Raw genomic sequence first — 22,690 nt, forward strand, 5'->3', positions numbered from 1 at the left:
GGGCCCGGCTCTGCATCAAGGCAGTCGAGCCAGCTCGACTCTACACGGGTGTCCGAGCGTTCAACGCACCTCGAACTCGCCCACCAGCACGGTTTCGGCGCGATCCTTCAACCGCATCGTCACCATCTGGTCCTTCTGCTTTGCCGTGCCCCAATGGGTGGTCAGGCGCAGCATCAGGGTCGTGGCACCGGTCACCAGCTGCTGGCGGCTGCCGAAGTAATTCGCTTCCACCTTGTACTTGCCGGGCTTGGCGTTGCGCAGCGAGAACTGCTCGGGACCATAACCGCCGGTGAAGTCCTGCGACATCTGCCCGCCCTGGTAAGTCAGGCGGTTGCCGTAATACGCGCGCTCGCCGTTCGGGTCGGTCACCCACAGGTCCATGTCACTGTTGTCGGCATCCCACGACAGCACCACGCGCAGGTCCAGCGGCATCGCCTGCAGCAGGCGCGGGTCGATGCCGGTGGTATCCAGCCGGGGCGTGCTGCGGGCCACCAGGTTGGTCAGCTCATCCAGTGCGATCAGGGCGATGCCATCGAAGCGGCTGTCCCACGGCCGCACCACCACCTGGTACAGCGGCGCAAGCGCCTGCTGCGGCTTGCCGGCCGCCGCCAGCGCCAGGCCAAGATCGCGGAAGCTCTGCGGCTCTTCCTGGCCCATCATCAGCACCTGCTCGAACACCGGCACCGCCAATGCGGGGGCATCAGCCTGCATCAGGCGGTAGCCGAGCACGCGCAGCAGGTGGCGATTGTCCAGGTCCATCTCTGCCAGATTCGACAGCACGCGCAGCGCCAGGTCGCGTTGGCCCTGCTCCAGCAGCAAGTCGGCCACATCGAGGAAGAATGCGCTGCTGTCGGCGTGGGCATCGCGCTCGGCCAGATAGCGGTCATACAACTGCGACGGCGGCCCCTCGCGCAGGCGCTTGGCGATGGCCGAGTCCGGTTGCCAGGCCGCCAACTGGATGCCGAGCTCGCCCTCGTTGGCGGCAGCGGGCGCAGCGACACGGCCACCAGTGACCGTGATTGAATCGAGGGCCATGTTCGATGCAGGTGCTGAGCGACGCGCACGCGCGCTGCTGGCTTCCGTGCGCTGCTCGGCGGCGGCGGCCATCGGTGCCGGGGCGGGTGGTGCCGCCGGGGCCGGCGCGGCGAGCATCGCCACCGGCGCTGATTCCATCGCGTGGTCCGCGGACGCCACTTCCAGTGCCCCGCCTTTTGCCTGCGGCGGCATTCCCTTCGGCCAGCTGCGGTTCCACCACTGCTGGCGCTCCTTCCAGCGTGCCGCCACCTCATCCAGGCGCTGGCGATCAGCAGCGGCGCGATCTCTTACCTGCACTGCGAACCTGGCGTCGTACTCGGCGCGCAGCGTGCCCGAAGGGCGGATCGCATAGCGCAGGTAGTCCTCCAGTGTCTCCAGCACGATCAGCGAGGTATCCGGCCCCACCAGGCCAAACTGTTGAGACAGGCGCTGCATCGCCTCGCGGTTGCCACGGCGATCGGCGGCCAGCTGCTGCAGGCGCGCCTGCGCCCACAAGCCCGCCAGCAGTTCTCCGTCGTTGCTCTTCTGCGTGGCGGGCAGCGCCTGCCATTCGCCGCCACCCACGCGCACCCGCATCGGCACACCGTCGGCCGCCAGTCGTGCATGCAGCCACAACCAGCCCTGGGCTTCACTGCGACGATCGATCACCACGTCCTGCACGCCGCGTCCTGCATCGACCTGCACATCCAGCGGCGACGACAGCAGCTCACGGGCGGCCAATTCGACATCCTTCCCCAGCGCGACGAAGCGACCACCATGCGCTTGGCTCCAGCCACGCAGTCGCACGGCATCGGTGCGCGCACCGGCGCTGCTGACCGCAAACAGGCGTTGGTACGGCGCCATCGCCGGCAGCTGTTCCGGCCCATAGGTCAGCAGGCCATCGCTGACCAGCAGGTATTCCTTCACGCCCGGCTGCGGCTGCCACTGCGCCAGCGCGCTGGCACCGTCCGGGCGTACGGCCTGCAATGCCGCACGCAGCTCACTCCAGTTACCGGCGCGGATGCGGAAGCGCCTTACCGGCTCGGCGCGATCGCGCAGCACGGTCAAGGCCACGGTGCCGTCGCCCATCGCGGCGAAGTAGTGATCCAGCAGTGCGAACTCACGCGTGCGATCGCGCTGCCCCGCCGAACCGGAGCCGTCCCACAGCAGGCCGATCTCGCTGGGCAGCGTACGGGGCCTGCTGCTGGCCGCCACCGGCAGTTGCGCCAGCAGGTAATGGCCATCCTCCCAGGGCGCCACCTGCACCTGCGCCTGGCGGGCTGCCGGCAGGCTCCACTGCAGCTGCTTCGGCAACTGCGCGCCCTTGCCCTGCCACTGCATCTGGCCCGCGCTGATGCGGAATGGCGCGGTACCTGCAGTGGTCGCGCCGGGCGCCTGCAGCTTCAGTTCAACCGAGGCTGCACCGGCGGCGAACTGCAGCGGCAGCGTCCACTGCCAGCCTTGGCCGGCGAAGGCCAACGGCTCGCGAATCACCAGCTGTACACGCCGACTGCCACCGGCCGGCAGCGGGTAGATGCGCAGCCGGAACTGGTTGCCGGCGGTCTGTTCCAGCAGGCCCGGGTCGACGCCGCGGCGGGCGATCTCCTCGAACACCTGGCGGCCGCGGTCCTTGGGCACCGGCACCGCGTCACGCATCTCGCCGTTGATATCCAGCGCGAAGCCGCTGATCTGCTGACCGTCGCCCAGCGGGAACTGCAACTCGCCCTCCAGCACGCGCCGGTTCGGATTGTGGAATTCCAGGGAGATCCGGGTCTGGGCGACGCCGGCCTGGACTTCGCCCTCGATGCGGGCACGCTGCAGTTGCACCGGTTGTTCGGCAGCGGGCGCGATCAGGAGAGGCGTGGCGGCCTGCGGCCGGGAGATCGGCGGCGACTGCGCGCCAGCGGGCCAGGCCGCGAGGGCCAGCAACAACACGGTGCAGCTACGGGCGAAGACCATGACCGGACTCCAGTGGGATCGTGAACCGTTGAACGCACGAGCTACCGGAACGGGGTTGGCGGGACCCCAAAAAGGGGACGGAGGGGATTAAGTCGCAATTGGCAAACAAGGCAGAAACGGCTTAATCCCCTCCGTCCCCCTTTTCTAGGCGGGCAGGCAGTGCTCGACTATCAGCTGGATGGCGCTGCCACCACGATAGTCGTCGCAGGCGAGACGATAGGCGAGATGCACGTGGCGACCCGGCGCGTTGCCGTGCCAGCCGCCGAAGTGGATCGCGTTGATCGTGCCGGGCACGCCCGGCAGGCGCAGTTCCAGCTTGAGGTGGCGCTCCTTCAGCACGCGCCAGTTGGCCACTTCGAAGTGGCCGTCGAACAGCGGCTCGGGGAAGCCCTGGCCCCAAGGGCCCGCCAGACGCAGCGCATCAGCGTGGCGATGGTCGAGTTCGTCCGCGGCCAGTTCGCCGTCGCTGAGGACCTGCTGCTGCAGTGCCGCCGGGTCGAGCATTTCCAGTACCACGGCGACGAAGGCGGCCTTGAAGTCATTGACGTGATCCAGCCGCAGGCTCAGTCCAGCCGCCATGGCATGGCCACCGAAACGTTCGATCAAGCCCGGATGACGCGCGTCGACCAGCGCCAGTGCGTCACGGATGTGCAGGCCGGGAATCGAGCGGGCTGAGCCACGCAGGGTGTCGGCGCCGGGTTCGGCCGGGGCGAAGGCGATCACCGGGCGATGCAGGCGATCCTTCATCTTCGACGCGACCAGGCCGACCACGCCCGGATGCCAGTCCGCATCGAACAGGCAGGCCGCCACCGGGCGCTGGCCGGCCATGTCCAGCACCACGCGGGTCAATGCCTGCTCGGCGTCGTCGGTCATCGACTGCTGCACGGCGCGCCGTTCCGAATTGATCTGCTCCAGCGTCTGCGCGATCTCGCGCGCCTGGCGCGGGTCTTCGGTCAGCAGCAGCGCAATGCCCAGCGCCATGTCTTCCAGCCGGCCCGCCGCGTTCAGGCGTGGGCCGAGTGCGAAGCCGATATCGGTGGCGGTCAGTCGCGTGGCGTCACGGCCGCTGGCTTCGATCAGCGCACGCAGGCCGACACAGCCCTGCCCTGCGCGCAGACGGCGCAGGCCCGCACTGACCAGTGCACGGTTGTTCGGATCCAGCGCCACCAGGTCGGCGACGGTGCCGACCGCCACCATATCCAGCAGCGTGGTCAGGTCCGGCCCCTTGCCATCGGCAAAAACGCCGGCCTCGCGCATCTGCCGGCGCAGCGCCATCAGCACATAGAAGATCACGCCGACACCGGCCAACGACTTGCTGGGGAAAGCGTCGCCGTCGAGATTGGGATCGACGATGACATCGGCCGGCGGCAGCTGCGGACCGGGAAGATGATGGTCAGTGACCAGCACCTGCCAGCCACGCGCCTTGGCCGCGATGACACCGGCGTGGCAGGCAATGCCGTGGTCAACCGTGACCAGCAGGTCCGGCTTCAGCGCGGCCAGCTCGTCCACCAGTGACGGCGACAGGCCGTAGCCGTGCACCATTCGGTTCGGCACTGCGTGGAAGACATGCTGCGCGCCCAGCATGCGCAGGCCGCGCACGCCGACCGCACAGGCAGTGGCGCCATCGCAGTCGAAATCGCCAACCACCAGGATGCGCTTGTCGTTGGCGATGGCCTCAACCAACAGGCCCACCGCATCGTCGATGCCGGTCAGCAGCTCAGGCGCGTGCAGATTGCCCAGCTTCGGCTGCGCCAACTCCGGTGTACCTGCGCCACGGCTGGCATAGAGCCGCGCCAACAGCGGCAGCGTGCCGTCCGGCCAATTGCCGGGTATTACCGCATCGCGGCGGCGGATCGTCGGCGTATCAAAGGCGGGCTGCACAGCATCGGCGGCAAGGGACATCGGCATCGCCGGGTTACGGAAGACCCGGGCATGATACCCCGCCCGGCTGGTCCGGCTCTTCCCGGGCTTGGCGCAGAGGTGGCGATCGCCCATGCTTGTTCGCTTCTGAAACGGAATTCGCCATGCATCGCCCGCTGTCCGCACTGATTGTCGGCCTGTTGCTGCCACTCGCCTCCCACGCTGGAAACACGCTGGTCACACCCGGTATCGAGTTCGTGCACCACGACTGGTTCCTGGCCTGCGACAACACCGGCACCTGCCGTGCCGCGGGTTATGGCCCGGAAAACGCAGACAGCCTGCTGGGCCTGATGCTGGAACGTGCAGGCGGCCCCGGTACGGCAGTGAAGGCGCGGCTGCGGGTGGGCGAGGATGGCGAAAGCGCAATGCCTGAAGGCGCGCTGCGCCTGCAGGTGAACGGCCGTGATCTGGGCCCGGTGCAGGACACCGGTGCCGACGAGGCCGTGGCGCTGCGGCCCGCGCAGGTTGAAGCACTGCTCGCCGCCCTGCCCGGCCAGGCCCGCATCGAGGTCATCGACAGCAACGGCACGCGCTGGCCGATTTCCGACCGTGGGGCTGCCGCCGTACTGCTGAAGATGGACGAGGCACAAGGGCGGATCGGAACACCCGGCGCCCTGGCGCGGAGGGGTACGCGTGCCGAAACGACTGTGCCGGCTGCGCGTGCCAAGCCGGTGATCGTGAGCGCGGCGCTGGCGGCGCCACGTTCCGGTGACCGCGGACTGGGAAGCAGCGAAGCGCTGCGCGACGCCCTGATCGCCACGCTCGGCGACAGTGACGACTGTCCGCGCCTGATCGAGTACACGGGCACCCCGGAAATGGTGATCGAGCGGCTGGACGAGCACCACGTACTGGTGCAGGCGCTGTGCCAGATGGGCGCGTACAACTACAGCAATGGCTTCTGGATCGCGCGCGACCGGCCCCCGTTCGCCCCGCAGACGGTCACGATGGAAGCAGAGGGCTTCTCGCGCGTCGAACGCACGCTCTACGCGCGCTACAAAGGCCGCGGCATCGGCGACTGCGTTTCCGGCTCGGACTGGGCATGGGATGGCCAGAGATTCCAGCCCAGCAGTGCGTTCAGTACCGGCCTGTGCCGTGGCATGCCGGGCGGGCACTGGATGCTGCCAACCCTGCTCAGTGAGGTGCGCTGAATGCATGCATCTTCACTGTCATGCACGCCGCTGCTGCTTGCGTCGCTGACGATGGCCTCGGTTGCCCCGGCTGCCGAACCGGCTGGCACGTCGTTGGTGGAGGGCGACGGCGTGATGGCCTGCGACAACACCCGCACCTGCCGGCTGGCAGCCTACGGTCCACTGGCGCCGCTGATGCTGAGCGCGCTGATCGAACGCAGCGGCGGGCCGCGCACGGCGGTCAGCGCAAGGCTGTCCATGGCCGAGGGCGGAGAGGACGCGCCTGCGACCCCTACAGCGGTGGCCCCTGAAGGAACGTTGCGACTGCACGTGGACGGAAAGGACCTCGGTGCCATCGGCCACAGCGAAGCGCTCGACCCTGCCCTGGAGCTGCCCACCCGCTACGTGACCGCCATGATCGAGGCGCTGCTGAAGGGCAAGCGCGTCGAGATGAGCGATGCCTCGGGCCACGCGTGGCCGCTGTCTGGCCGCGGCATCCGCACGCTGCTGCTGAAGATGGACGAAGCACAAGGTCGGCTGGATACACCCGGCGCGCTGGTGCGCAAGGGCTCACTGCCGGAGTCGAAGGTCCCGGCTGCGGTTGCCGCGCCGCCCCTGAAGGCACCGCCGCTTCTGGTCGAAGCACAGGAAAGCGATGCGCAGCTGGCCGAGCGGGCGGATCTGCTGCAGCAGCTGCAACCGGTGGCCGCCGCGGGAAACGCGTGCGACCGGATGTCGTCACGCCAACTCCGCATCGAGCGGGTGGATGCCAGCCATGTCCTGGCGCTGTTGAACTGTGCAACCGACCGCTACATCGTGCCGGCGGGCACCTGGCTGATCCGCGACCGTCCACCGTTTGCGCCCACGCTGATCACCCCGAGCACGCTGTTTCCGCTCTACCCGTACGCCGTATTTCTTGAAGAAGGCGTTGTGACCGCTACCAATGCGTGCGGCACGAACCGGCATTGGGCGTGGGACGGCTCGCGCCTGGTCCTGAGCGCGACGTATCTGGGTAATGACTGCTCCACCCGGAGCCGCGGGCACTGGGCGTTGCCGACCTACGTTACGGACGTCCAGTAGTGATGAAGCCGAGCGTGGGCTCGGCTCTACAGGGAAATCACTCGTGAAGCTGGCGCGGCTTCTTCCAGAACTGCCAGCGCTGGCCGCGGTCCAGCTGGAACTGCGGGCCGTCCTCGAAATCCAGCACCAGCCGCTGCAGCTCGCCGCGCTTCAGCGCGGCCAACAGCGGACGGATCGCATCATTGCCGAGCTGCTGCAGGGAGCGCAGCTGGCGCAGGTCGACCAGTGCATCCACCGCCTGCTCGCCATCCACGGCTACGCCAGCCGCCAGAGCCAGGCCCTGCAGCAAGGCATCGCGGCTGCGCACCTGTGCGTGCGGCGTGCTGACCGACACCGGCATCACGCCACCGCCCCAGAACCACAGCGAATTGATCGGCTGCTGTCCCTGCGAGGCGCGCTGCTGGTTCCAGGAATGGTTGTGCAGCAGCACCTGCGCCTCGGTCATCAGCGCCCGCCAACGACGGCCGCCCTCGCCTTCCGGCAGGTGCGAGAACAGGTCATCGCCGAGAACCTCGTCCGGACTGTCGAAGTCCGGCAGGGCCAGGTCGATCGGCAGGCGCAGGTACCAGCGCGAAGGATCGGGTGCATCGAGCACGAACCCGGCATCGGCGAACAGCGGCTGCAGCACCGGCAACAGGGCCAGGCAGTCCGCCAACGTCGGCCGCAGCGTTTCGCCGTAGGCCATCATCCTTGCGCCGTGCATGTCCGGCACCATGCAGGCCGGATCGGCACGCAGCCAGCTGGCGCCGGCGGCATCGCCGACGTCGCGCTGGCGGGTCAACGCGGCCACCGGCCAGTGCGGCGCGGCCACCGTGAAATGGCGCGTCAGCTGCGCACGTTCGCCCGGCGCGACCTGCACCGTGGTGGCACGGCCGAGCGCACGTGTCACATCGTCCGGCAGCGCAGCCGCGGCAAAGCGGCTGCGTGCAGGCAACAGCAGGGTCGCCGTCGCCACGTGGTCAGTCCACGTAGCTGACGCTGACGATCTCGTACTCACGCTGGCCGGCCGGTGCGTCGATCACGATCGAATCGCCTTCCAGCTTGCCGATCATCGCGCGCGCCACCGGCGAGGAAATCGCGATCAGGCCCAGCTTGATGTCCGCTTCCAGGTCACCGACGATCTGGTACTTCTTCTCCTCGTCGGTTTCCACGTCGGCCAGCGTCACGCTGGCGCCGAACACTACCTTGGAGCCGGCGTTGAGCTTGCTCACGTCGATGATCTCGGCGTGCGACAGCTCGCCTTCCAGCTGCTTGATGCGGCCTTCGATGAAGCCCTGCTCCTCGCGCGCGGCGTGGTACTCGGCGTTCTCCTTCAGGTCGCCGTGCTCACGCGCTTCGGCGATCGCGGCGATCACCTTCGGGCGCTTGACCGACTTCAGGTGATCCAGTTCATCGCGCAGACGCTGCGCGCCCTTCATCGTGATGGGGGCTCTCATGCATTCAACTCCTTGTGCAGCTCCTGCAGCGACCAGACGGGGCCGGTGCCGCGGAATTCCAGTGAATCCACCAGCGCCTTGGCGCCGGCAATGGTGGTCGAGTAGGTGACGCGATGCTGCAGCGCCTCGCGGCGGATCGAGAACGAGTCGTTGATCGCCGAACGACCTTCGGTCGTATTGACGATGTAGACGATCTCACCGTTCTTGATCGAGTCGACGATGTGCGGACGGCCTTCGACCACCTTGTTGATGATCTCGCAGTCCATGCCGTGCTGCTGCAGCCACGCGGCGGTGCCACGGGTGGCGACCAGGCTGTAGCCTCGCGCCAGCAGCGCCTTGGCCACCGGCAGCACGCGCTTCTTGTCCGGATCACGCACCGAGACGAAGGCCTTGCCGACCAGCGGGGCCTTGATGCCACCGGCTTCCTGCGCACGCGCAAAGGCGGCGTTGAAGGTGCGGCCCACGCCCATCACCTCACCGGTGGAGCGCATCTCCGGCCCGAGGATCGGATCGACGCCCTGGAACTTGGCAAACGGGAAGATCGCTTCCTTCACCGAGTAATAGTCCGGCACGATTTCCTTGGTTGCGCCCTGCTCGGCCAGGCTCTTGCCAGCCATGCAACGGGCGGCGATCTTGGCCAGCGGCATGCCGGTGGCCTTGGACACGAACGGAACGGTGCGCGAGGCACGCGGGTTCACTTCCAGCAGGTAGATGGTGTCGGCACCTTCGTCACTGGTCTGGATCGCGAACTGGGTGTTCATCAGGCCGACCACGTTCAGGGCCTTGGCCAGTTCCACCACCTGACGACGCAGTTCGGCCTGGGTCTCAGCCGACAGTGAGTACGGCGGCAGCGAGCAGGAGGAATCGCCCGAGTGCACGCCGGCTTCTTCGATGTGCTCCATCACGCCACCGATCAGGACGTTGCCCTCCTTGTCGGCGATGATGTCGACGTCGCACTCGACGGCGTTGTCGAGGAAGCGGTCCAGCAGCACCGGCGAATCGTTGGACACCTTCACCGCGTCGCGCACGTAGCGGGCCAGGTCGGCTTCGCCGTAGACGATTTCCATCGCACGGCCGCCCAGCACGTAGCTCGGGCGAACCACCAGCGGGTAGCCGATCTCGCGGGCCAGCAGCAGGGCTTCCTGGTCGTTGCGGGCGATGCGGTTCGGCGGTTGCTTCAGGCCGAGCTTGTCGACCAGCTGCTGGAAGCGCTCGCGGTCTTCGGCCAGGTCGATCGAGTCCGGGCTGGTGCCGATCACCGGCACGCCGTTGGCCTCCAGCGCGCGCGCCAGCTTCAGCGGGGTCTGGCCGCCGTACTGCACGATCACGCCCTTCGGCTGTTCCAGTTCGACGATTTCCAGCACGTCTTCCAGGGTCAGCGGCTCGAAGTACAGGCGGTCGGAGGTGTCGTAGTCGGTCGACACGGTTTCCGGGTTGCAGTTGACCATGATGGTTTCATAGCCATCCTCGCGCAGCGCCAGTGCCGCGTGCACGCAGCAGTAGTCGAACTCGATGCCTTGGCCGATGCGGTTCGGGCCACCACCCAGGATCATGATCTTGTCGCGGTTGCTCGGTGCAGCCTCGCACTCGTCCTCGTAGGTCGAGTACAGGTAGGCGGTACCGGTGGAGAATTCACCTGCACAGGAGTCCACGCGCTTGTAGACCGGACGCACCTTGTGCGCACGGCGCAGCGCGCGGATGGCGGCTTCGTTGGTGCCGGTCAGCTGTGCCAGGCGCGCGTCGGAGAAGCCAGCGCGCTTCAGCTTGCGCAGGCGTGCGGCGTCCAGCGCGTCGATGCCACCGGCAGCGACTTCGCCTTCTGCAGCGATGATTTCCTCGATCTGGTCCAGGAACCAGTGGTCGATGAACGACAGTGCGTAGATCTCTTCCACGCTCATGCCGGCGCGGAACGCATCGGCGACGAAGAACAGGCGCTCCGGGCCCGGCGCCTTCAGCTCGCGACGCAGGGTCTGCAGGTCTTCTTCGTTGGCCAGGTCCAGGCCGGTCGGGTCGAAGCCGACCTTGCCGGTTTCCAGACCACGCAGGGCCTTCTGCACCGACTCCTGGAAAGTGCGGCCCATCGCCATCACCTCGCCCACCGACTTCATCTGGGTGGTCAGGCGGGCATCGGCGGCCGGGAACTTCTCGAAGGCGAAGCGCGGGATCTTGGTGACGACGTAATCGATGGACGGCTCGAACGAGGCCGGGGTCAGGCCACCGGTGATCTCGTTCTTCAGTTCGTCCAGGGTGTAGCCCACGGCCAGCTTGGCGGCGACCTTGGCGATCGGGAAGCCAGTGGCCTTGGAAGCCAGCGCCGAGGAACGCGACACGCGCGGATTCATCTCGATGACGACCACGCGGCCGGTCTTCGGGTTGATGCCGAACTGCACGTTCGAGCCACCGGTATCGACGCCGATCTTGCGCAGCACGGCGATGGAGGCATCGCGCAGGCGCTGGTATTCCTTGTCGGTCAGGGTCTGCGCCGGGGCCACGGTGATCGAGTCACCGGTGTGCACGCCCATCGGGTCAAGGTTTTCGATCGAGCAGACGATGATGCAGTTGTCCGCGGTATCGCGGACCACTTCCATCTCGAATTCCTTCCAGCCCAGCACCGACTCTTCCACCAGCACTTCGGTGGTCGGCGACAGTTCCAGGCCGCGGCTGACGATGTCGACCAGCTCTTCGCGGTTGTAGGCAATGCCGCCACCGCTGCCGCCCAGGGTGAAGCTGGGGCGGATGATGGTCGGGTAGCCGACGCGGGTCTGGATCTCCAGCGCTTCGTCCAGGGTGTGGGCGACGGCGGCGGTCGGGCATTCCAGGCCGATCTCACCCATGGCGACGCGGAACAGCTCGCGGTCTTCGGCCATGCGGATCGCTTCGCGCTTGGCGCCGATCAGTTCGACGTTGTACTTCTCCAGCACGCCGTGGTCGGCCAGGTCCAGCGCGCAGTTCAGCGCGGTCTGGCCACCCATGGTCGGCAGCAGCGCATCGGGCTTTTCCTTGGCGATGATCTTCTCGACCGTCTGCCAGTTGATCGGCTCGATGTAGACGGCGTCGGCCATCTCCGGGTCGGTCATGATCGTGGCCGGGTTGCTGTTGACCAGCACCACGCGGTAACCCTCGTCACGCAGGGCCTTGCAGGCCTGGGCGCCGGAGTAGTCGAACTCGCAGGCCTGGCCGATGACGATCGGGCCAGCACCGATGATGAGGATGGTCTTGAGGTCAGTGCGCTTGGGCATTTTCTTCTCTAAGTCAGTACAGCGTGACAAGGGGGGTGATCGCACGCTGTCGATCAGGAATCTTGATCCGCAGCGCCGCGCCAGAGGCAGCAGCGTTGCGGCGGTTTACGGTCCATCGCGACGCCACCGGGGGGCCGGCGGCGTACTGATCACGCCTTGGCCTGCTCCATCAGCACCACGAAGCGGTCGAACAGCGGACCGACATCGGTCGGGCCCGGCGACGCTTCCGGGTGGCCCTGGAACGAGAACGCCGGCACGTCGGTGCGGGCCACGCCCTGGTTGGTGCCATCGAACAGCGAACGGTGGGTCACGCGCAGGGTCGGCGGCAGGGTCGCTTCATCGATCGCGAAGCCGTGGTTCTGCGAGGTGATCATCACCCGGCCGCTGTCCAGGTCCTGCACCGGGTGGTTGGCACCGTGGTGGCCGTGGCCCATCTTCATGGTCTGCGCGCCCGAGGCCAGGCCCAGCAGCTGGTGGCCCAGGCAGATGCCGAAGGTCGGGATCTTCACGTCGATGAAGGTCTTGATCGCTTCGATGGCGTAGTCGCACGGTTCCGGGTCACCCGGGCCGTTGGACAGGAACACCCCATCCGGCTTCAGCGCCAGCACTTCGGCGGCCGGGGTCTGCGCCGGCACCACGGTCACTTCGCAACCACGCTCGGCCAGCATGCGCAGGATGTTGGTCTTCACGCCGAAGTCGTAGGCCACGACCTTGAACCGGGCCGGCACGCTGACGAAGGCGTTGGCATCCAGGTCCAGCTGGCCCTCGGTCCAGGTGTAGGTCTTCTCGGTAGTGACGACCTTGGCCAGATCCATGCCCTTCAGCCCCGGGAACTTGCGGGCGGCTTCCAGTGCCTTTTCCACGTCGATGTCACCGGCCATCAGCGCACCGTTCTGCGCGCCCTTCTCGCGCAGGATGCGGGTCAGCTTGCGGGTGTCGATGCCGGCGATGGCGACCACGCCACGCTGGATCAGCCAATCCTGCAGCGACACCTGGCTGCGCCAGTTGCTGGGACGACGGGGAACGTCGCGCACGATCAGACCGGCCGACCACACCTTGGACGCTTCATTGTCCTGGTCGGTCATGCCGGTGTTACCGATATGCGGATAGGTCAGCGTGACCATCTGCCGGGCGTAGGACGGGTCGGTCAGCACTTCCTGGTAGCCGGTCATGGCGGTGTTGAACACCACCTCACCGACGGACAGGCCGGGCGCGCCTACGGATTCGCCCTCGAATACGGTGCCGTCTTCGAGGACGAGGATTGCGGCTTGGGTCACGGGAATCTCACTTTGGCTACCGAGGGGGCTGCCGAAGTCACGCCTGCGCTTCACGGAAATCCGGTTGCAAAAAAGCGCGGACGTACGGTCTGGGACCGGTCCGGCTTTCGTGATTCGGCGAGTGCGAATTGTAGCGCTGCCGGGGCGCTCGCGCCAGCGGTTATCGCACTTGATGAACAGGCGATTGCGCATTCATTTCAATCCGGCGGCGTATGCGGGGTCCGCCACCCGGTACTGCAGGCCGCTGGCCGGCAATTCCCTTGCCGTCGGGCTTCATGAGGTTGCCGGCCAGCGGCCGGCACTACCGACTTACTGCAGCAGGTCCCTTACCCGATAGCTGCCCGGGGCCCGGCCCTGCAGCTGGCGGGCGGCGAACAGGGCGCCGCGGGCGAAGATGTCGCGGTTGGTGGCCCGATGCACCAGCTCGATGCGCTCGCCCAGCCCGGTGAACTGCACCAGGTGCTCGCCGACGATGTCACCGGCACGCAGGCTGGCGTAATGCGGTTCCGCCCCACCCCGCTGCGCGGCCGCACCCAGGGTCAGTGCGGTACCCGACGGCGCGTCCTTCTTCTGGGTGTGGTGAGACTCGACGATGTCGCAGCCCCAGCCTGGCAGCGCCTGCGCCGCGCGCTCGACCAGTTCGTCCAGCACCGCCACGCCCAGACTGAAGTTCGAGGCCCAGACCAGCGGGATCTTCGCCGCCGCAGCCTCCAGCGCCTGGCGCTGCGTGCTGGAGATGCCGGTGGTCCCCGACACCAGCCCGGCACCCCGCTCCACGCACAACGCCAGCAGCGGGTCGAAGCCCTCCGGCAGGCTGAAGTCGATCGCCACATCGAACACCGGCGCGCCGGGCAGCTCGCTGGCACCGAAGAACGGCACGCCGTCGACCACGCGCTGCGCCGGCGCACGGCCGGTCACTGCGGCCACGATCTGCAGGGTTTCGGGATGTTCGGCGGCCAACCGCAGCAGGGCCTGGCCCATGCGCCCGGAGGCACCGTGAATGAGCAATCGCAGGGGAGTCTGGTTCATGCCTGCAGGCTAGCGGCAGCACGCCCGCTCCGGCAAGCGCCATCGCTGCTACGCTGCATGCCCTTTCATGCAATGGATGGCAGCTCCGTCATGCAGATCAGCGAACAGCTGGTGCTGGTCACCGGCGCCGGCCGCGGCCTTGGCCAGCACATCGCCCGCGCGTTCGCTGCGCAGGGTGCGCGCGTCATCGTCAACTATCACCGCAGCGAAGGCGCCGCACGGGCGCTGGCCACCGAGCTGGGCGGACAGGCAATCGCACTGCCGGCCGACGTCACTGATCGCAGCCAGGTCGATGCGATGCTGCAGCATGCCCTGGCCCACTTCGGCCAGGGCGTCACCACGGTGGTCAACAACGCACTCGCTGCGTTCTCGTTCAATGGTGATGCCCGCGACGGCGCCGCCGCTATCGGCTGGCCGGCCTTCCAGGCGCAGTTCGAGGGCAGCGTGCGCGGCGCGCTGAACACCGTGCAGGCCGCCCTGCCCGGCATGCAGGCCCGCCGCTTCGGCCGCGTGATCAACATCGGCACCAACCTGTTCCAGAACCCGGTGGTGCCCTACCACGACTACACCGCGGCCAAAGCCGCCCTGTTGGCACTGACCCGCACGCTGGCCGGTGACCTCGGCCCGCATGGCATCACCGTGAACATGCTGTCCGGCGGCCTGCTGCGTACCACCGATGCCAGTGCTGCCACGCCGGAAGCGGTGTTCGACTACATCGCCGCCAACACCCCGCTGCGCAGCGTCACCACCCCGGCCGAGTTCGCCGATACCGCACTGTTCTTCGCCAGCCCCTGGTCGCGCGCGGTGACCGGCCAGAATCTGGTGGTCGATGGCGGACTCGTGCGGGACTGAGCCGATGCGCATCTCCGAAGTCAGCCGCCTGACCGGCGCCAGTGCCAAGGCCATCCGCCTGTACGAAGCACGCGGCCTGCTGCCGCCGGTGCCGCGCCTGAACCGATATCGCGACTACAGCGAACAGGACGTGGCCTGGGTGCAGCTGATCCGCCAGGCGCTGGGGCTGGGTATCACGCTTGCGTCGATCTCACGCCTGCAGGGCCGCGACGGGCGGCTCGACTGGCCAGCGGTGCTGGCCTTGCTGGAGCAGCAGCGCGGCCGCGTTGCCAGCGAACGGGCACGGCTTGCACAGGTCGAGCGCGATCTGCAGCAGGTCAGCGACGAACTTCAGCGGTGGCTGCACTCCGGCAGCGGCGACTGCGTACTGGAACCCGGCGGCTGCACCACCGGGGTTTGACTCTGCCCCAGGGGCAGACCGCAGTCTCGCGCACTTTCCATTGCCCGAGGTTGCGCGTGTCCCGTTCCATCCTGATCCTGCTCGGCCATCCTGACCGTGACAGCCTGTGCGGCGCCCTCGCCCAGCGCTATGCCACGGCCGCCGAGAACGCCGGCCACCGAGTGCGCCTGATCGCACTGGGAGATCTCGAATTCGACCCGGTTCTGCGCCACGGCTACCGCCAGATCCAGCCGCTGGAGGCCGATCTGCAGGACGCCGCCGAGGCGATTCAAGCCTGCGATCACCTGGTCCTGGTCTATCCCACCTGGTGGGGCGCGATGCCGGCGCTGCTGAAGGGCTTCTTCGATCGCGTGCTGTTGCCGGGATACGCCTTCCGCTACCGGCGCGATTCGGTGTGGTGGGACCGCCTGCTCGCCGGGCGCAGCGCGCGGGTGATCACCACGCTGGACACGCCGCCCTGGTACTACCGCTGGATCTACCGCGACCCGGGCATCACCCAGATCCGCGCCACCATCCTGGAGTTCTGTGGCATCCGCCCGGTGCGGGTCAGCCGCGTGGGCGCGGTGCGCAGCAGCACCCCGGCGCAGCGCAGCAAGTGGCTGGCGCTGGCAGCGGAGCTGGGAGCGCGGGCCGGCTAGATCCAGGCCACGGGCAAGGCGTGCGAACCAAGGTTCGCACCCACCTGGGGCGCTCGTTGCGCGTGTCGCATTTGCCAATTGACCTGAAATCACTGCGCCTCAAGGCTGTGGACCCTTCGTCCGGCCCAGGCAGAACGCATGAAATCCGCGACAGTCTTCAGCAGATGTGCCAGGAAAACAGGCTTTGCCGGGACAACGACCACACGCTACCGGTTGCTGGACGGCGCTTCGCTTGTCGTAAATCACCAAGCCGCCAGTCACGGCAGGGGCTTCTATGTAAATGCCGGGCTCTACTTTGCGGAGCTGCTTGAGCACCCGCTTGAACCGTGCGACCTCGAGAAGGCCTTCAGGTACCGCACCAGCATTCCCACCCCCCATGTGGACTGGCGGATCGAAGAGACGCCAGGGCTGCGCCGGGTCTTCACCCAACAGGACCTTCATGACCTGCTCGAAGCTGGCGATCGCAACGCGATGAAGCGCCTGCTGCTCAATGCCCTTGCCGACGTGGCGGGCTTCGCGGCAATCCATGGGAACCGCGCTTCGGTACGGCGGATGCAGCAGGAGGGACGCTTTCGCGCGATCATCCGCAAAGAGGTCTGAACCCCGGGATCGTGCGAACCAAGGTTCGCACCCACAAGGCGGCCGCGGTCGAGCATGGCTCGACGCTACTTCTTCGTCGGCCCGCAGCTGTCGCAACCGCCACAGGCGCCACCACCCCCGCTCGCCGGCGGCGCGACCTTCCGCCCCAGCGCCTGCAGCCAGGCAGCGCGGCCCGGCTTAAGCAGCGCCAGCGCCAATACCCCACGCAGCTTGCGCACGGTGCCGGGAAACTGCTTCTTCAGCACCACCCAGACACTGACCAGCACGGCCACCGCGATGATCAGGTACTGGATCAGCAGGCCGGTATCCATCAGCCGCCTCCCAGCGCCTTGGTCACCTGGTAGGTGATCAGCGCCGCCACGTAGGCTGCGGCAAACAGGTAGAACGCAGCAAAGCCCATCTGCTTCCACGAGTTGGTCTCGCGCTTGATGGTGGCCAGCGTCGAGATGCACATCGGGGCGTAGATGTACCAGACCAGCAGCGAAAGAGCCGTCGCCAGCGACCAGCCATCGCTGATCAACGGGGTCAGCGCCTGGCTGGCCGCATCGTCATCGGCGGCCGACAGTGCATACACGGTGGCCAGCGAAGACACCGCCACCTCGCGCGCGGCCAGGCCCGGAATCAACGCGATGCAGATCTGCCAGTTGAAGCCCAGCGGCGCGAAGAACACCGCCATCGCATGGCCGATCTGGCCGGCGTAACTGTAATCAATGGCTGGCATCGTGGCGTCGGCCGGTGCCGCCGGGAACGACAGCAGCACCCACAACAGGATGGTCAGCGCCAGGATGATGCCACCGACGCGCTTGAGGAAGATCATGCCGCGCTCGTACAGCCCCACCGCCAGGTCGCGCACGTGCGGCAACCGGTACGACGGCAGCTCCAGCATCAGCGGATGCTCGCTCTTGTCGCGGCGCCACTTCTTCATGATCCACGACATCGCCAGCGCGCTGAGGATGCCCGCCGCGTACAAGCCGAACAGCACCAGGCCCTGCTGGTTGAACACGCCCCACACCGTCTTCTGCGGGATGAACGCACCGATCAGCAGCGCGTACACCGGCAGGCGTGCGGAACAGGTCATCAGCGGCGCCACCAGGATCGTGGCCAGGCGGTCACGCGGGTCCTGGATGCTGCGCGTGGACATGATGCCCGGCACCGCGCAGGCGAAGCTGGACAGCAGCGGGATGAACGAGCGGCCGGACAGGCCGGCGGCCGCCATCATGCGGTCGAGCAGGAACGCCGCACGCGGCAGATAGCCGGATTCCTCCAGCACCAGAATGAAGAAGAACAGGATCAGGATCTGCGGCAGGAACACCACCACGCCACCGACACCGGCGATGATGCCGTCGGTCAGCAGGCTGGCCAGCGGGCCTTCCGGCAGCACGCTGCCAACGAAGGTGCCCAACCAGGCAAAGCCGGCCTCGATGCCATCCATCAACGGCGTCGCCCAGGCGTACACCGCCTGGAAGATCAGGAACATCACCACCGCCAGGCTGACCAGGCCGAACACCGGATGCAGCAGCCAGCGGTCCAGCGCGTCGTCGATCTTCGCGGTCCGCGCCGGCATGCGCACGGCCACCGACAGGATCTCGCGCACCTTGGCGTGGTAGTCGATGCCACCTTCCGGGCCCGGCACCGGCGCATCCAGGTGCGGCACCATCGCATCGAGGCGTTCGACCAGGGCCTTGGCGCCCTGCTTGCGCACCGCCACGGTTTCCACTACCGGGACGCCCAGCTCGCGCTCCAGCGCGGCCACATCCACCTGGATGCCACGGCGCTGGGCCGCATCAACCATGTTCAGCGCCACCACCATCGGCTTGCCCAGCTCGCGCAGTTCCAGCGCGAAACGCAGGTGCAAGCGCAGGTTGGTGGCGTCGATCACGCACAGCAGCACGTCCGGCGCGGCTTCGCCCGGGTAGAAGCCCCGGCACAGGTCACGGGTGATCGCCTCGTCCAGGCTGGCCGGATGCAGGCTGTAGGCGCCCGGCAGGTCGAGCACCGCGAATTCACGGCCGGACGGCGCACGCAGGCGGCCTTCCTTGCGCTCGACGGTGACGCCGGTGTAGTTGGCAACCTTCTGCCGGCTGCCGGTCAGCTGGTTGAACAATGCGGTCTTGCCGCTGTTGGGGTTACCGACCAGCGCAACGCGCAGCGGGGCGGTAGTGGCAGTAGCAGTCATGCGCGTCGTTCCTGGCTGGCGGCGTCGACCACGATCCGCTTGGCTTCACTGATCCGCAGCGCGAAACGGGTGAACCCGACCTGCACCAGCAGCGGCTCGCCCCCCACCGGACCCTTGGCCACCAGGCGTACTTCCTCGCCCTTCACGAAGCCCAGCTCGCGCAGGCGACGGGCAATGGCATCGTTGGCATGCAGGTCCTGCACGGACTCGACCACGGCCGAGGTGTGCAGCGGCAGTTCGGACAGCGTCATCTAGCGTGTTCTCTGCTGGATGTAAATGGTTCTCGATTCTAACATTCCCGCGTCGCGTCATGGCCCATGACCAATGGCCCGCTATGATCCATACAGGTATGGAGTGACCCTGGAATCCCATGAACGATGCTTTGCAGATCGAGCGCAGCGGCGCCGTCCTCACCCTCTGGCTGAACCGGCCGGAGCTGCACAACGCCTTTGACGCCGGGCTGATCGCCCGGCTGACCGCCGCACTGGAGGCCGCCGGCCACGATGATTCGGTGCGCGCGGTGGTAGTGGCCGGCCACGGCGCCTCCTTCTCGGCCGGCGCCGACATGCAGTGGATGCGCGGCATGGCTGCGGCCAGCGAGGCCGACAACCGCGAGGACTCACTGGCGCTGGCGCGGCTGATGCGCACCCTGGACGAGCTGCCCAAGCCGACCCTGGCCCGGGTCCACGGTGCGGCCTTCGGCGGCGGCGTCGGCCTGGTCGCCTGCTGCGACATCGCCATCGCCAGCACCTCGGCCCGCTTCGGCCTGACCGAAAGCCGCCTCGGCCTGCTGCCGGCGGTGATCTCGCCCTATGTGATCGAGGCCATCGGCCCGCGCCAGGCCCGCCGCTGGTTCGCCACCGGCGAGCATTTCGACGCCGACACCGCGCTGCGCATCGGCCTGGTCCACCAGCTGGTCGAGCCCGAACGCCTGGACGAGGCACTGCAACGCCAGCTGGCCCTGCTCGACAAGGCCGGCCCCATCGCCTCGTCCAGCGCCAAGCAACTGGTGCGGCAGGTCCGCGACAGCCATGACCGCGACACGCTGGATCGCGATAATGCCGCCCTGATCGCGCGCCTGCGGGTGTCCGCCGAGGGCCAGGAAGGCCTCGGCGCCTTCCTTGACAAGCGCGCCCCCCATTGGGTCACGGAAGCCTGAACATGCTCGATCATCTTGGTTTGACCAGCGCCGACCTGGCGCGCAGCAAGACCTTCTTCCTGCAGGCGCTGGCGCCGCTGCAGATCGGCGTGGTGATGGAAGTGACCGCCGAACAGACCGGCGCCCACGACCACATCGGCTTCGGCAGCGATGGCAAGCCATTCTTCTGGCTCGGCAATGGCGGCACCGCCAGCCACGGCATGCACGTGGCCTTCGCCTGCACCAGCCGCGACCAGGTGGACGCCTTCCATGCCGCCGCCCTCGCCGCGGGCGGCCGCGACAACGGCGCGCCGGGCCTGCGCCCGTGGTACCACCCCGACTACTACGCCGCCTTCGTGCTCGATCCGGACGGCAACAACATCGAGGCGGTCTGCCACCACCCCGCCGCCGGGGTGGCCGCATGAGCGACTACGTCCGCATCGTCGAGGTCGGCCCGCGTGACGGCCTGCAGAACGAAAAGCAGTCGGTCTCCACCGCCGACAAGGTCGAACTGATCAACCGCCTGTCGGCTACCGGCCTGCGCAGCATCGAAGCGACCAGTTTCGTCAGCCCGAAGTGGATCCCGCAGCTGGCCGACGCCGCCGAGGTCTATGCCGGCATCCAGCGCCGGCCCGGCATCCATTACCCGGTACTGGTGCCGAACGAACAGGGCTACGACCGCGCCCGTGCGGTGGGCGTGGAGGAAGTAGCGGTGTTCACCGCCGCGTCCGAGGCGTTCAACCGCACCAACACCAATGCCGGCATCGACGAGTCGCTGGCCCGCTTTGAACCGATCCTGCGCCGCGCCGCCGCCGATGGCGTGCGCGTGCGCGGCTACGTCTCGACCGTGCTCGGCTGCCCCTACCAGGGCGAAGTGCCGCTGGCCGACGTGGTGCGTGTTGCACGCGCCCTGCACCAGATGGGCTGTTACGAAATCTCGCTGGGCGACACCATCGGTGTCGGCACCCCGCGCAAGGCACGCGCGATGCTGCAGGCGGTGGCGGCCGAGATTCCGATGGCGGCGTTGGCCGTGCACTTCCACGACACTTACGGCCAGGCCATCGCCAACATCGCCACCTGCCTGGAGGAAGGCGTGCGCGTGGTCGACAGCGCCGTCTCCGGCGCCGGTGGCTGCCCGTATGCCAAGGGCGCCAGCGGCAATGTGGCCAGCGAAGACGTGGTCTACCTGCTGCAGGGCCTGGGGCTGGACAGCGGCGTGGACCTGCTGGCACTGGCCGAGACCGGCCGTTGGCTGGCCGGCCTGCTCGGACGCGCCACCGCCAGCCGTACCGGGCAGGCGCTGGCCGCGGCCGGTTGACCACCGCACTGCGCCGCCCAGCAAAGGCGGCGCAGTGCACAACAGCGGCGGTCGCGGCTTCCGTTAGAATCGGCGGTTCTCGAACCTGCAGGACCGTTCAATGCAGCTGTCTTCCGTACGTGCCGTGATCACTGGCGGCGTCTCCGGCCTCGGCCTGGCCGTGGCCCAGCACCTCGTCGCCCAGGGCGGCAAGGTAGCCCTGTTCGACCTCAACGACGACAAGGGCGCAGCCGCCGTTGCCGGGCTGGGTGCCGACAAGGCCCGCTATTTCAACGTCAACGTCAGCGATGAGGCGGCCGTGGCTGCGGCCATCGACCAGGCCCACGATTTCCTCGGCGGCCTGAACGTGGCGATGAACTGCGCCGGCATCCTCGGCGCCGGCCGCGTGCTCGGCAAGGAAGGCCCGATGCCGCTGGCCGGCTTCCAGGGCACGGTGATGGTCAACCTGGTCGGCAGCTTCAACGTCGCCAAGGCTGCGGCCAACCGCATGCAGCACAACGAAGCCGGCACCGACGGCGAGCGCGGCGTGATCATCAACACCGCCAGCATCGCCGCCTATGAAGGCCAGATCGGCCAGGCCGCATATGCCGCCAGCAAGGGCGGCGTGGTGTCGATGACGCTGCCGATGGCACGCGAACTGTCGCGGTTCGGCATCCGCGTCAATACCATCGCTCCGGGCGTGTTCTGGACACCGATGGTCGACGGCATGCCCGAAGCCGTGCAGCAGTCGCTGGCCGCCTCGATTCCGTTCCCGTCGCGCCTGGGCAAGCCGGAAGACTTCGCCAGCCTGGTCGGCTTCATCCTCGGCAACACCTACCTCAACGGCGAGACCATCCGCCTGGACGGCGCTACCCGCCTCGCTCCGAAGTGATTCCCCACGGGCGCCGGGACGGCGCCCTCCCCCAACGACCTAGATCACCATGAAAGCCAACGACATCAAGAAGGGCAACGTCGTCGAGTACAACAACGGCGTGTACCAGATCCGCGACATCGAGCGCAGCTCGCCGCAGGGTCGCGGCGGCAACGTCCGCTTCCGCTTCATCATGTACAGCGTGCCGGGCGGCAACAAGCTCGACGCCAGCTTCGATGCCGACGACAACCTGGTCGAGGTCGAACTGCTGCGCCGCCAGTCCACCTATTCGTACAAGGACGGCGACGCGTTCGTGTTCCTCGATGACGAGGACTACACCCCCTACACCCTGGACGCAGACGTGATCGGCGACGACGCCGGCTACATCACCGACGGCCTGACCGGCATCTACGTGCAGGTGATCGACGAGCAGCCGGTGGCGATCCAGCTGCCGGCCTCGGTGGTGCTGGAAGTGATCGAAACGCCGCCGGAACTGAAGGGTGGCACCGCCACCAAGCGCCCGAAGCCGGCCAAGCTCAACACCGGCATCGAGATCATGGTGCCGGAGTACATCGTCAACGGCGAGCGCGTGCTGGTGAACACCGCGACCGGTGAATTCGCGGGCCGTGCCGACTAA

The 22,690-nt window shown here is 67.6% G+C and carries 21 protein-coding genes; 11 read left to right on the forward strand and 10 right to left on the reverse strand.

The genetic code is table 11. The features are described 5' to 3' along the window. Window positions 1-60 precede the first annotated feature (60 nt). Window positions 61-2,973: a VIT domain-containing protein gene (locus tag N5J73_RS09430; RefSeq protein WP_164078684.1), complete on the reverse strand. Its 2,913-nt coding sequence runs from the start codon at window positions 2,971-2,973 to the stop codon at window positions 61-63. Between the two features lie 144 nt (window positions 2,974-3,117). Beyond that, complete coding sequence (recJ, locus tag N5J73_RS09435) at window positions 3,118-4,875, reverse strand: single-stranded-DNA-specific exonuclease RecJ (RefSeq protein WP_049447106.1); 1,758 nt, start codon at window positions 4,873-4,875, stop codon at window positions 3,118-3,120. 122 nt (window positions 4,876-4,997) lie between these two features. Between recJ and N5J73_RS09440 the strand changes: the two genes are divergently transcribed. Together N5J73_RS09440 and N5J73_RS09445 are read left to right on the forward strand one after the other, a co-directional pair. Next, a complete protein-coding gene (locus N5J73_RS09440) occupies window positions 4,998-6,041 on the forward strand; it encodes a DUF1176 domain-containing protein (protein ID WP_049447109.1) in 1,044 nt (347 codons plus the stop codon). Window positions 6,042-6,092: 51 nt separating this feature from the next. Then, window positions 6,093-7,100 (forward strand): DUF1176 domain-containing protein, encoded by a 1,008-nt coding sequence (locus tag N5J73_RS09445; RefSeq protein ID WP_160314181.1) that lies wholly within the window; start codon window positions 6,093-6,095, stop codon window positions 7,098-7,100. A gap of 37 nt (window positions 7,101-7,137) precedes the next feature. Here the strand turns inward: N5J73_RS09445 and N5J73_RS09450 are convergent, their stop codons facing one another. From N5J73_RS09450 to dapB, 5 genes are all read right to left on the reverse strand, one after another. Then, complete coding sequence (locus N5J73_RS09450) at window positions 7,138-8,055, reverse strand: phosphoglycerate mutase (RefSeq protein WP_049447113.1); 918 nt, start codon at window positions 8,053-8,055, stop codon at window positions 7,138-7,140. Window positions 8,056-8,059: 4 nt separating this feature from the next. After that, a complete protein-coding gene (gene greA / locus N5J73_RS09455; protein WP_170272484.1) occupies window positions 8,060-8,524 on the reverse strand; it encodes a transcription elongation factor GreA in 465 nt (154 codons plus the stop codon). Between the two features lie 8 nt (window positions 8,525-8,532). Then, entirely contained in the window at window positions 8,533-11,775 is a 3,243-nt protein-coding gene (gene carB, locus N5J73_RS09460) for a carbamoyl-phosphate synthase large subunit (protein ID WP_279940865.1), read from the reverse strand. A gap of 149 nt (window positions 11,776-11,924) precedes the next feature. Further along, window positions 11,925-13,052, reverse strand: coding sequence for a glutamine-hydrolyzing carbamoyl-phosphate synthase small subunit (gene carA / locus N5J73_RS09465; protein WP_014646993.1), 1,128 nt, complete (start codon window positions 13,050-13,052; stop codon window positions 11,925-11,927). 309 nt (window positions 13,053-13,361) lie between these two features. Further along, entirely contained in the window at window positions 13,362-14,081 is a 720-nt protein-coding gene (gene dapB / locus N5J73_RS09470) for a 4-hydroxy-tetrahydrodipicolinate reductase (RefSeq protein WP_080354883.1), read from the reverse strand. A 72-nt stretch (window positions 14,082-14,153) separates the two neighbouring features. On the opposite strand from dapB, the gene N5J73_RS09475 reads away from it, so the two are divergent. The 4 genes from N5J73_RS09475 to N5J73_RS09490 all read left to right on the forward strand — a co-directional run bounded on the left by N5J73_RS09475 (window position 14,154) and on the right by N5J73_RS09490 (window position 16,571). Continuing rightward, on the forward strand, window positions 14,154-14,933 hold the full coding sequence (locus N5J73_RS09475; RefSeq protein ID WP_049447119.1) for a 3-oxoacyl-ACP reductase: 780 nt from the start codon (window positions 14,154-14,156) through the stop codon (window positions 14,931-14,933). 4 nt (window positions 14,934-14,937) lie between these two features. Further along, window positions 14,938-15,333, forward strand: a complete 396-nt coding sequence (locus N5J73_RS09480) for a MerR family transcriptional regulator (protein WP_049447120.1) — start codon at window positions 14,938-14,940, stop codon at window positions 15,331-15,333. Between the two features lie 56 nt (window positions 15,334-15,389). Beyond that, window positions 15,390-15,971 (forward strand): NAD(P)H-dependent oxidoreductase, encoded by a 582-nt coding sequence (locus N5J73_RS09485; protein ID WP_049447173.1) that lies wholly within the window; start codon window positions 15,390-15,392, stop codon window positions 15,969-15,971. A gap of 138 nt (window positions 15,972-16,109) precedes the next feature. Further along, window positions 16,110-16,571 (forward strand): DUF4304 domain-containing protein, encoded by a 462-nt coding sequence (locus N5J73_RS09490; RefSeq protein ID WP_049447122.1) that lies wholly within the window; start codon window positions 16,110-16,112, stop codon window positions 16,569-16,571. Window positions 16,572-16,636: 65 nt separating this feature from the next. Here the strand turns inward: N5J73_RS09490 and N5J73_RS09495 are convergent, their stop codons facing one another. From N5J73_RS09495 to N5J73_RS09505, 3 genes are read right to left on the reverse strand one after another with little or no spacing between them, the layout of a single operon-like run. After that, window positions 16,637-16,882 (reverse strand): DUF6587 family protein, encoded by a 246-nt coding sequence (locus tag N5J73_RS09495; RefSeq protein ID WP_049447124.1) that lies wholly within the window; start codon window positions 16,880-16,882, stop codon window positions 16,637-16,639. Next, window positions 16,882-18,747, reverse strand: coding sequence for a ferrous iron transporter B (locus tag N5J73_RS09500; RefSeq protein WP_049447125.1), 1,866 nt, complete (start codon window positions 18,745-18,747; stop codon window positions 16,882-16,884). Before N5J73_RS09500 ends, N5J73_RS09495 begins: the two co-directional genes overlap by 1 nt. After that, entirely contained in the window at window positions 18,744-18,998 is a 255-nt protein-coding gene (locus N5J73_RS09505; RefSeq protein ID WP_010482534.1) for a FeoA family protein, read from the reverse strand. Before N5J73_RS09505 ends, N5J73_RS09500 begins: the two co-directional genes overlap by 4 nt. A 119-nt stretch (window positions 18,999-19,117) precedes the next feature. Between N5J73_RS09505 and N5J73_RS09510 the strand changes: the two genes are divergently transcribed. The 5 genes from N5J73_RS09510 to yeiP all read left to right on the forward strand — a co-directional run bounded on the left by N5J73_RS09510 (window position 19,118) and on the right by yeiP (window position 22,690). Next, window positions 19,118-19,906, forward strand: a complete 789-nt coding sequence (locus N5J73_RS09510) for an enoyl-CoA hydratase/isomerase family protein (RefSeq protein WP_049447128.1) — start codon at window positions 19,118-19,120, stop codon at window positions 19,904-19,906. A gap of 2 nt (window positions 19,907-19,908) precedes the next feature. Further along, the gene (locus N5J73_RS09515; protein WP_049447130.1) at window positions 19,909-20,310 is read left to right on the forward strand and encodes a VOC family protein; all 402 of its coding nucleotides are present in this window, start codon (window positions 19,909-19,911) and stop codon (window positions 20,308-20,310) included. Continuing rightward, on the forward strand, window positions 20,307-21,203 hold the full coding sequence (locus N5J73_RS09520; RefSeq protein WP_049447131.1) for a hydroxymethylglutaryl-CoA lyase: 897 nt from the start codon (window positions 20,307-20,309) through the stop codon (window positions 21,201-21,203). The genes N5J73_RS09515 and N5J73_RS09520 overlap by 4 nt, the downstream gene beginning before the upstream one ends. A 100-nt stretch (window positions 21,204-21,303) precedes the next feature. Beyond that, entirely contained in the window at window positions 21,304-22,074 is a 771-nt protein-coding gene (locus N5J73_RS09525) for an SDR family oxidoreductase (protein ID WP_043399005.1), read from the forward strand. 49 nt (window positions 22,075-22,123) lie between these two features. After that, window positions 22,124-22,690 (forward strand): elongation factor P-like protein YeiP, encoded by a 567-nt coding sequence (gene yeiP, locus N5J73_RS09530; RefSeq protein ID WP_005409468.1) that lies wholly within the window; start codon window positions 22,124-22,126, stop codon window positions 22,688-22,690.

The sequence above is a fragment of the Stenotrophomonas sp. GD03654 genome (genome assembly GCF_029845105.1).
In the GTDB taxonomy this organism is placed as follows: Bacteria; Pseudomonadota; Gammaproteobacteria; order Xanthomonadales; family Xanthomonadaceae; genus Stenotrophomonas; species Stenotrophomonas africana.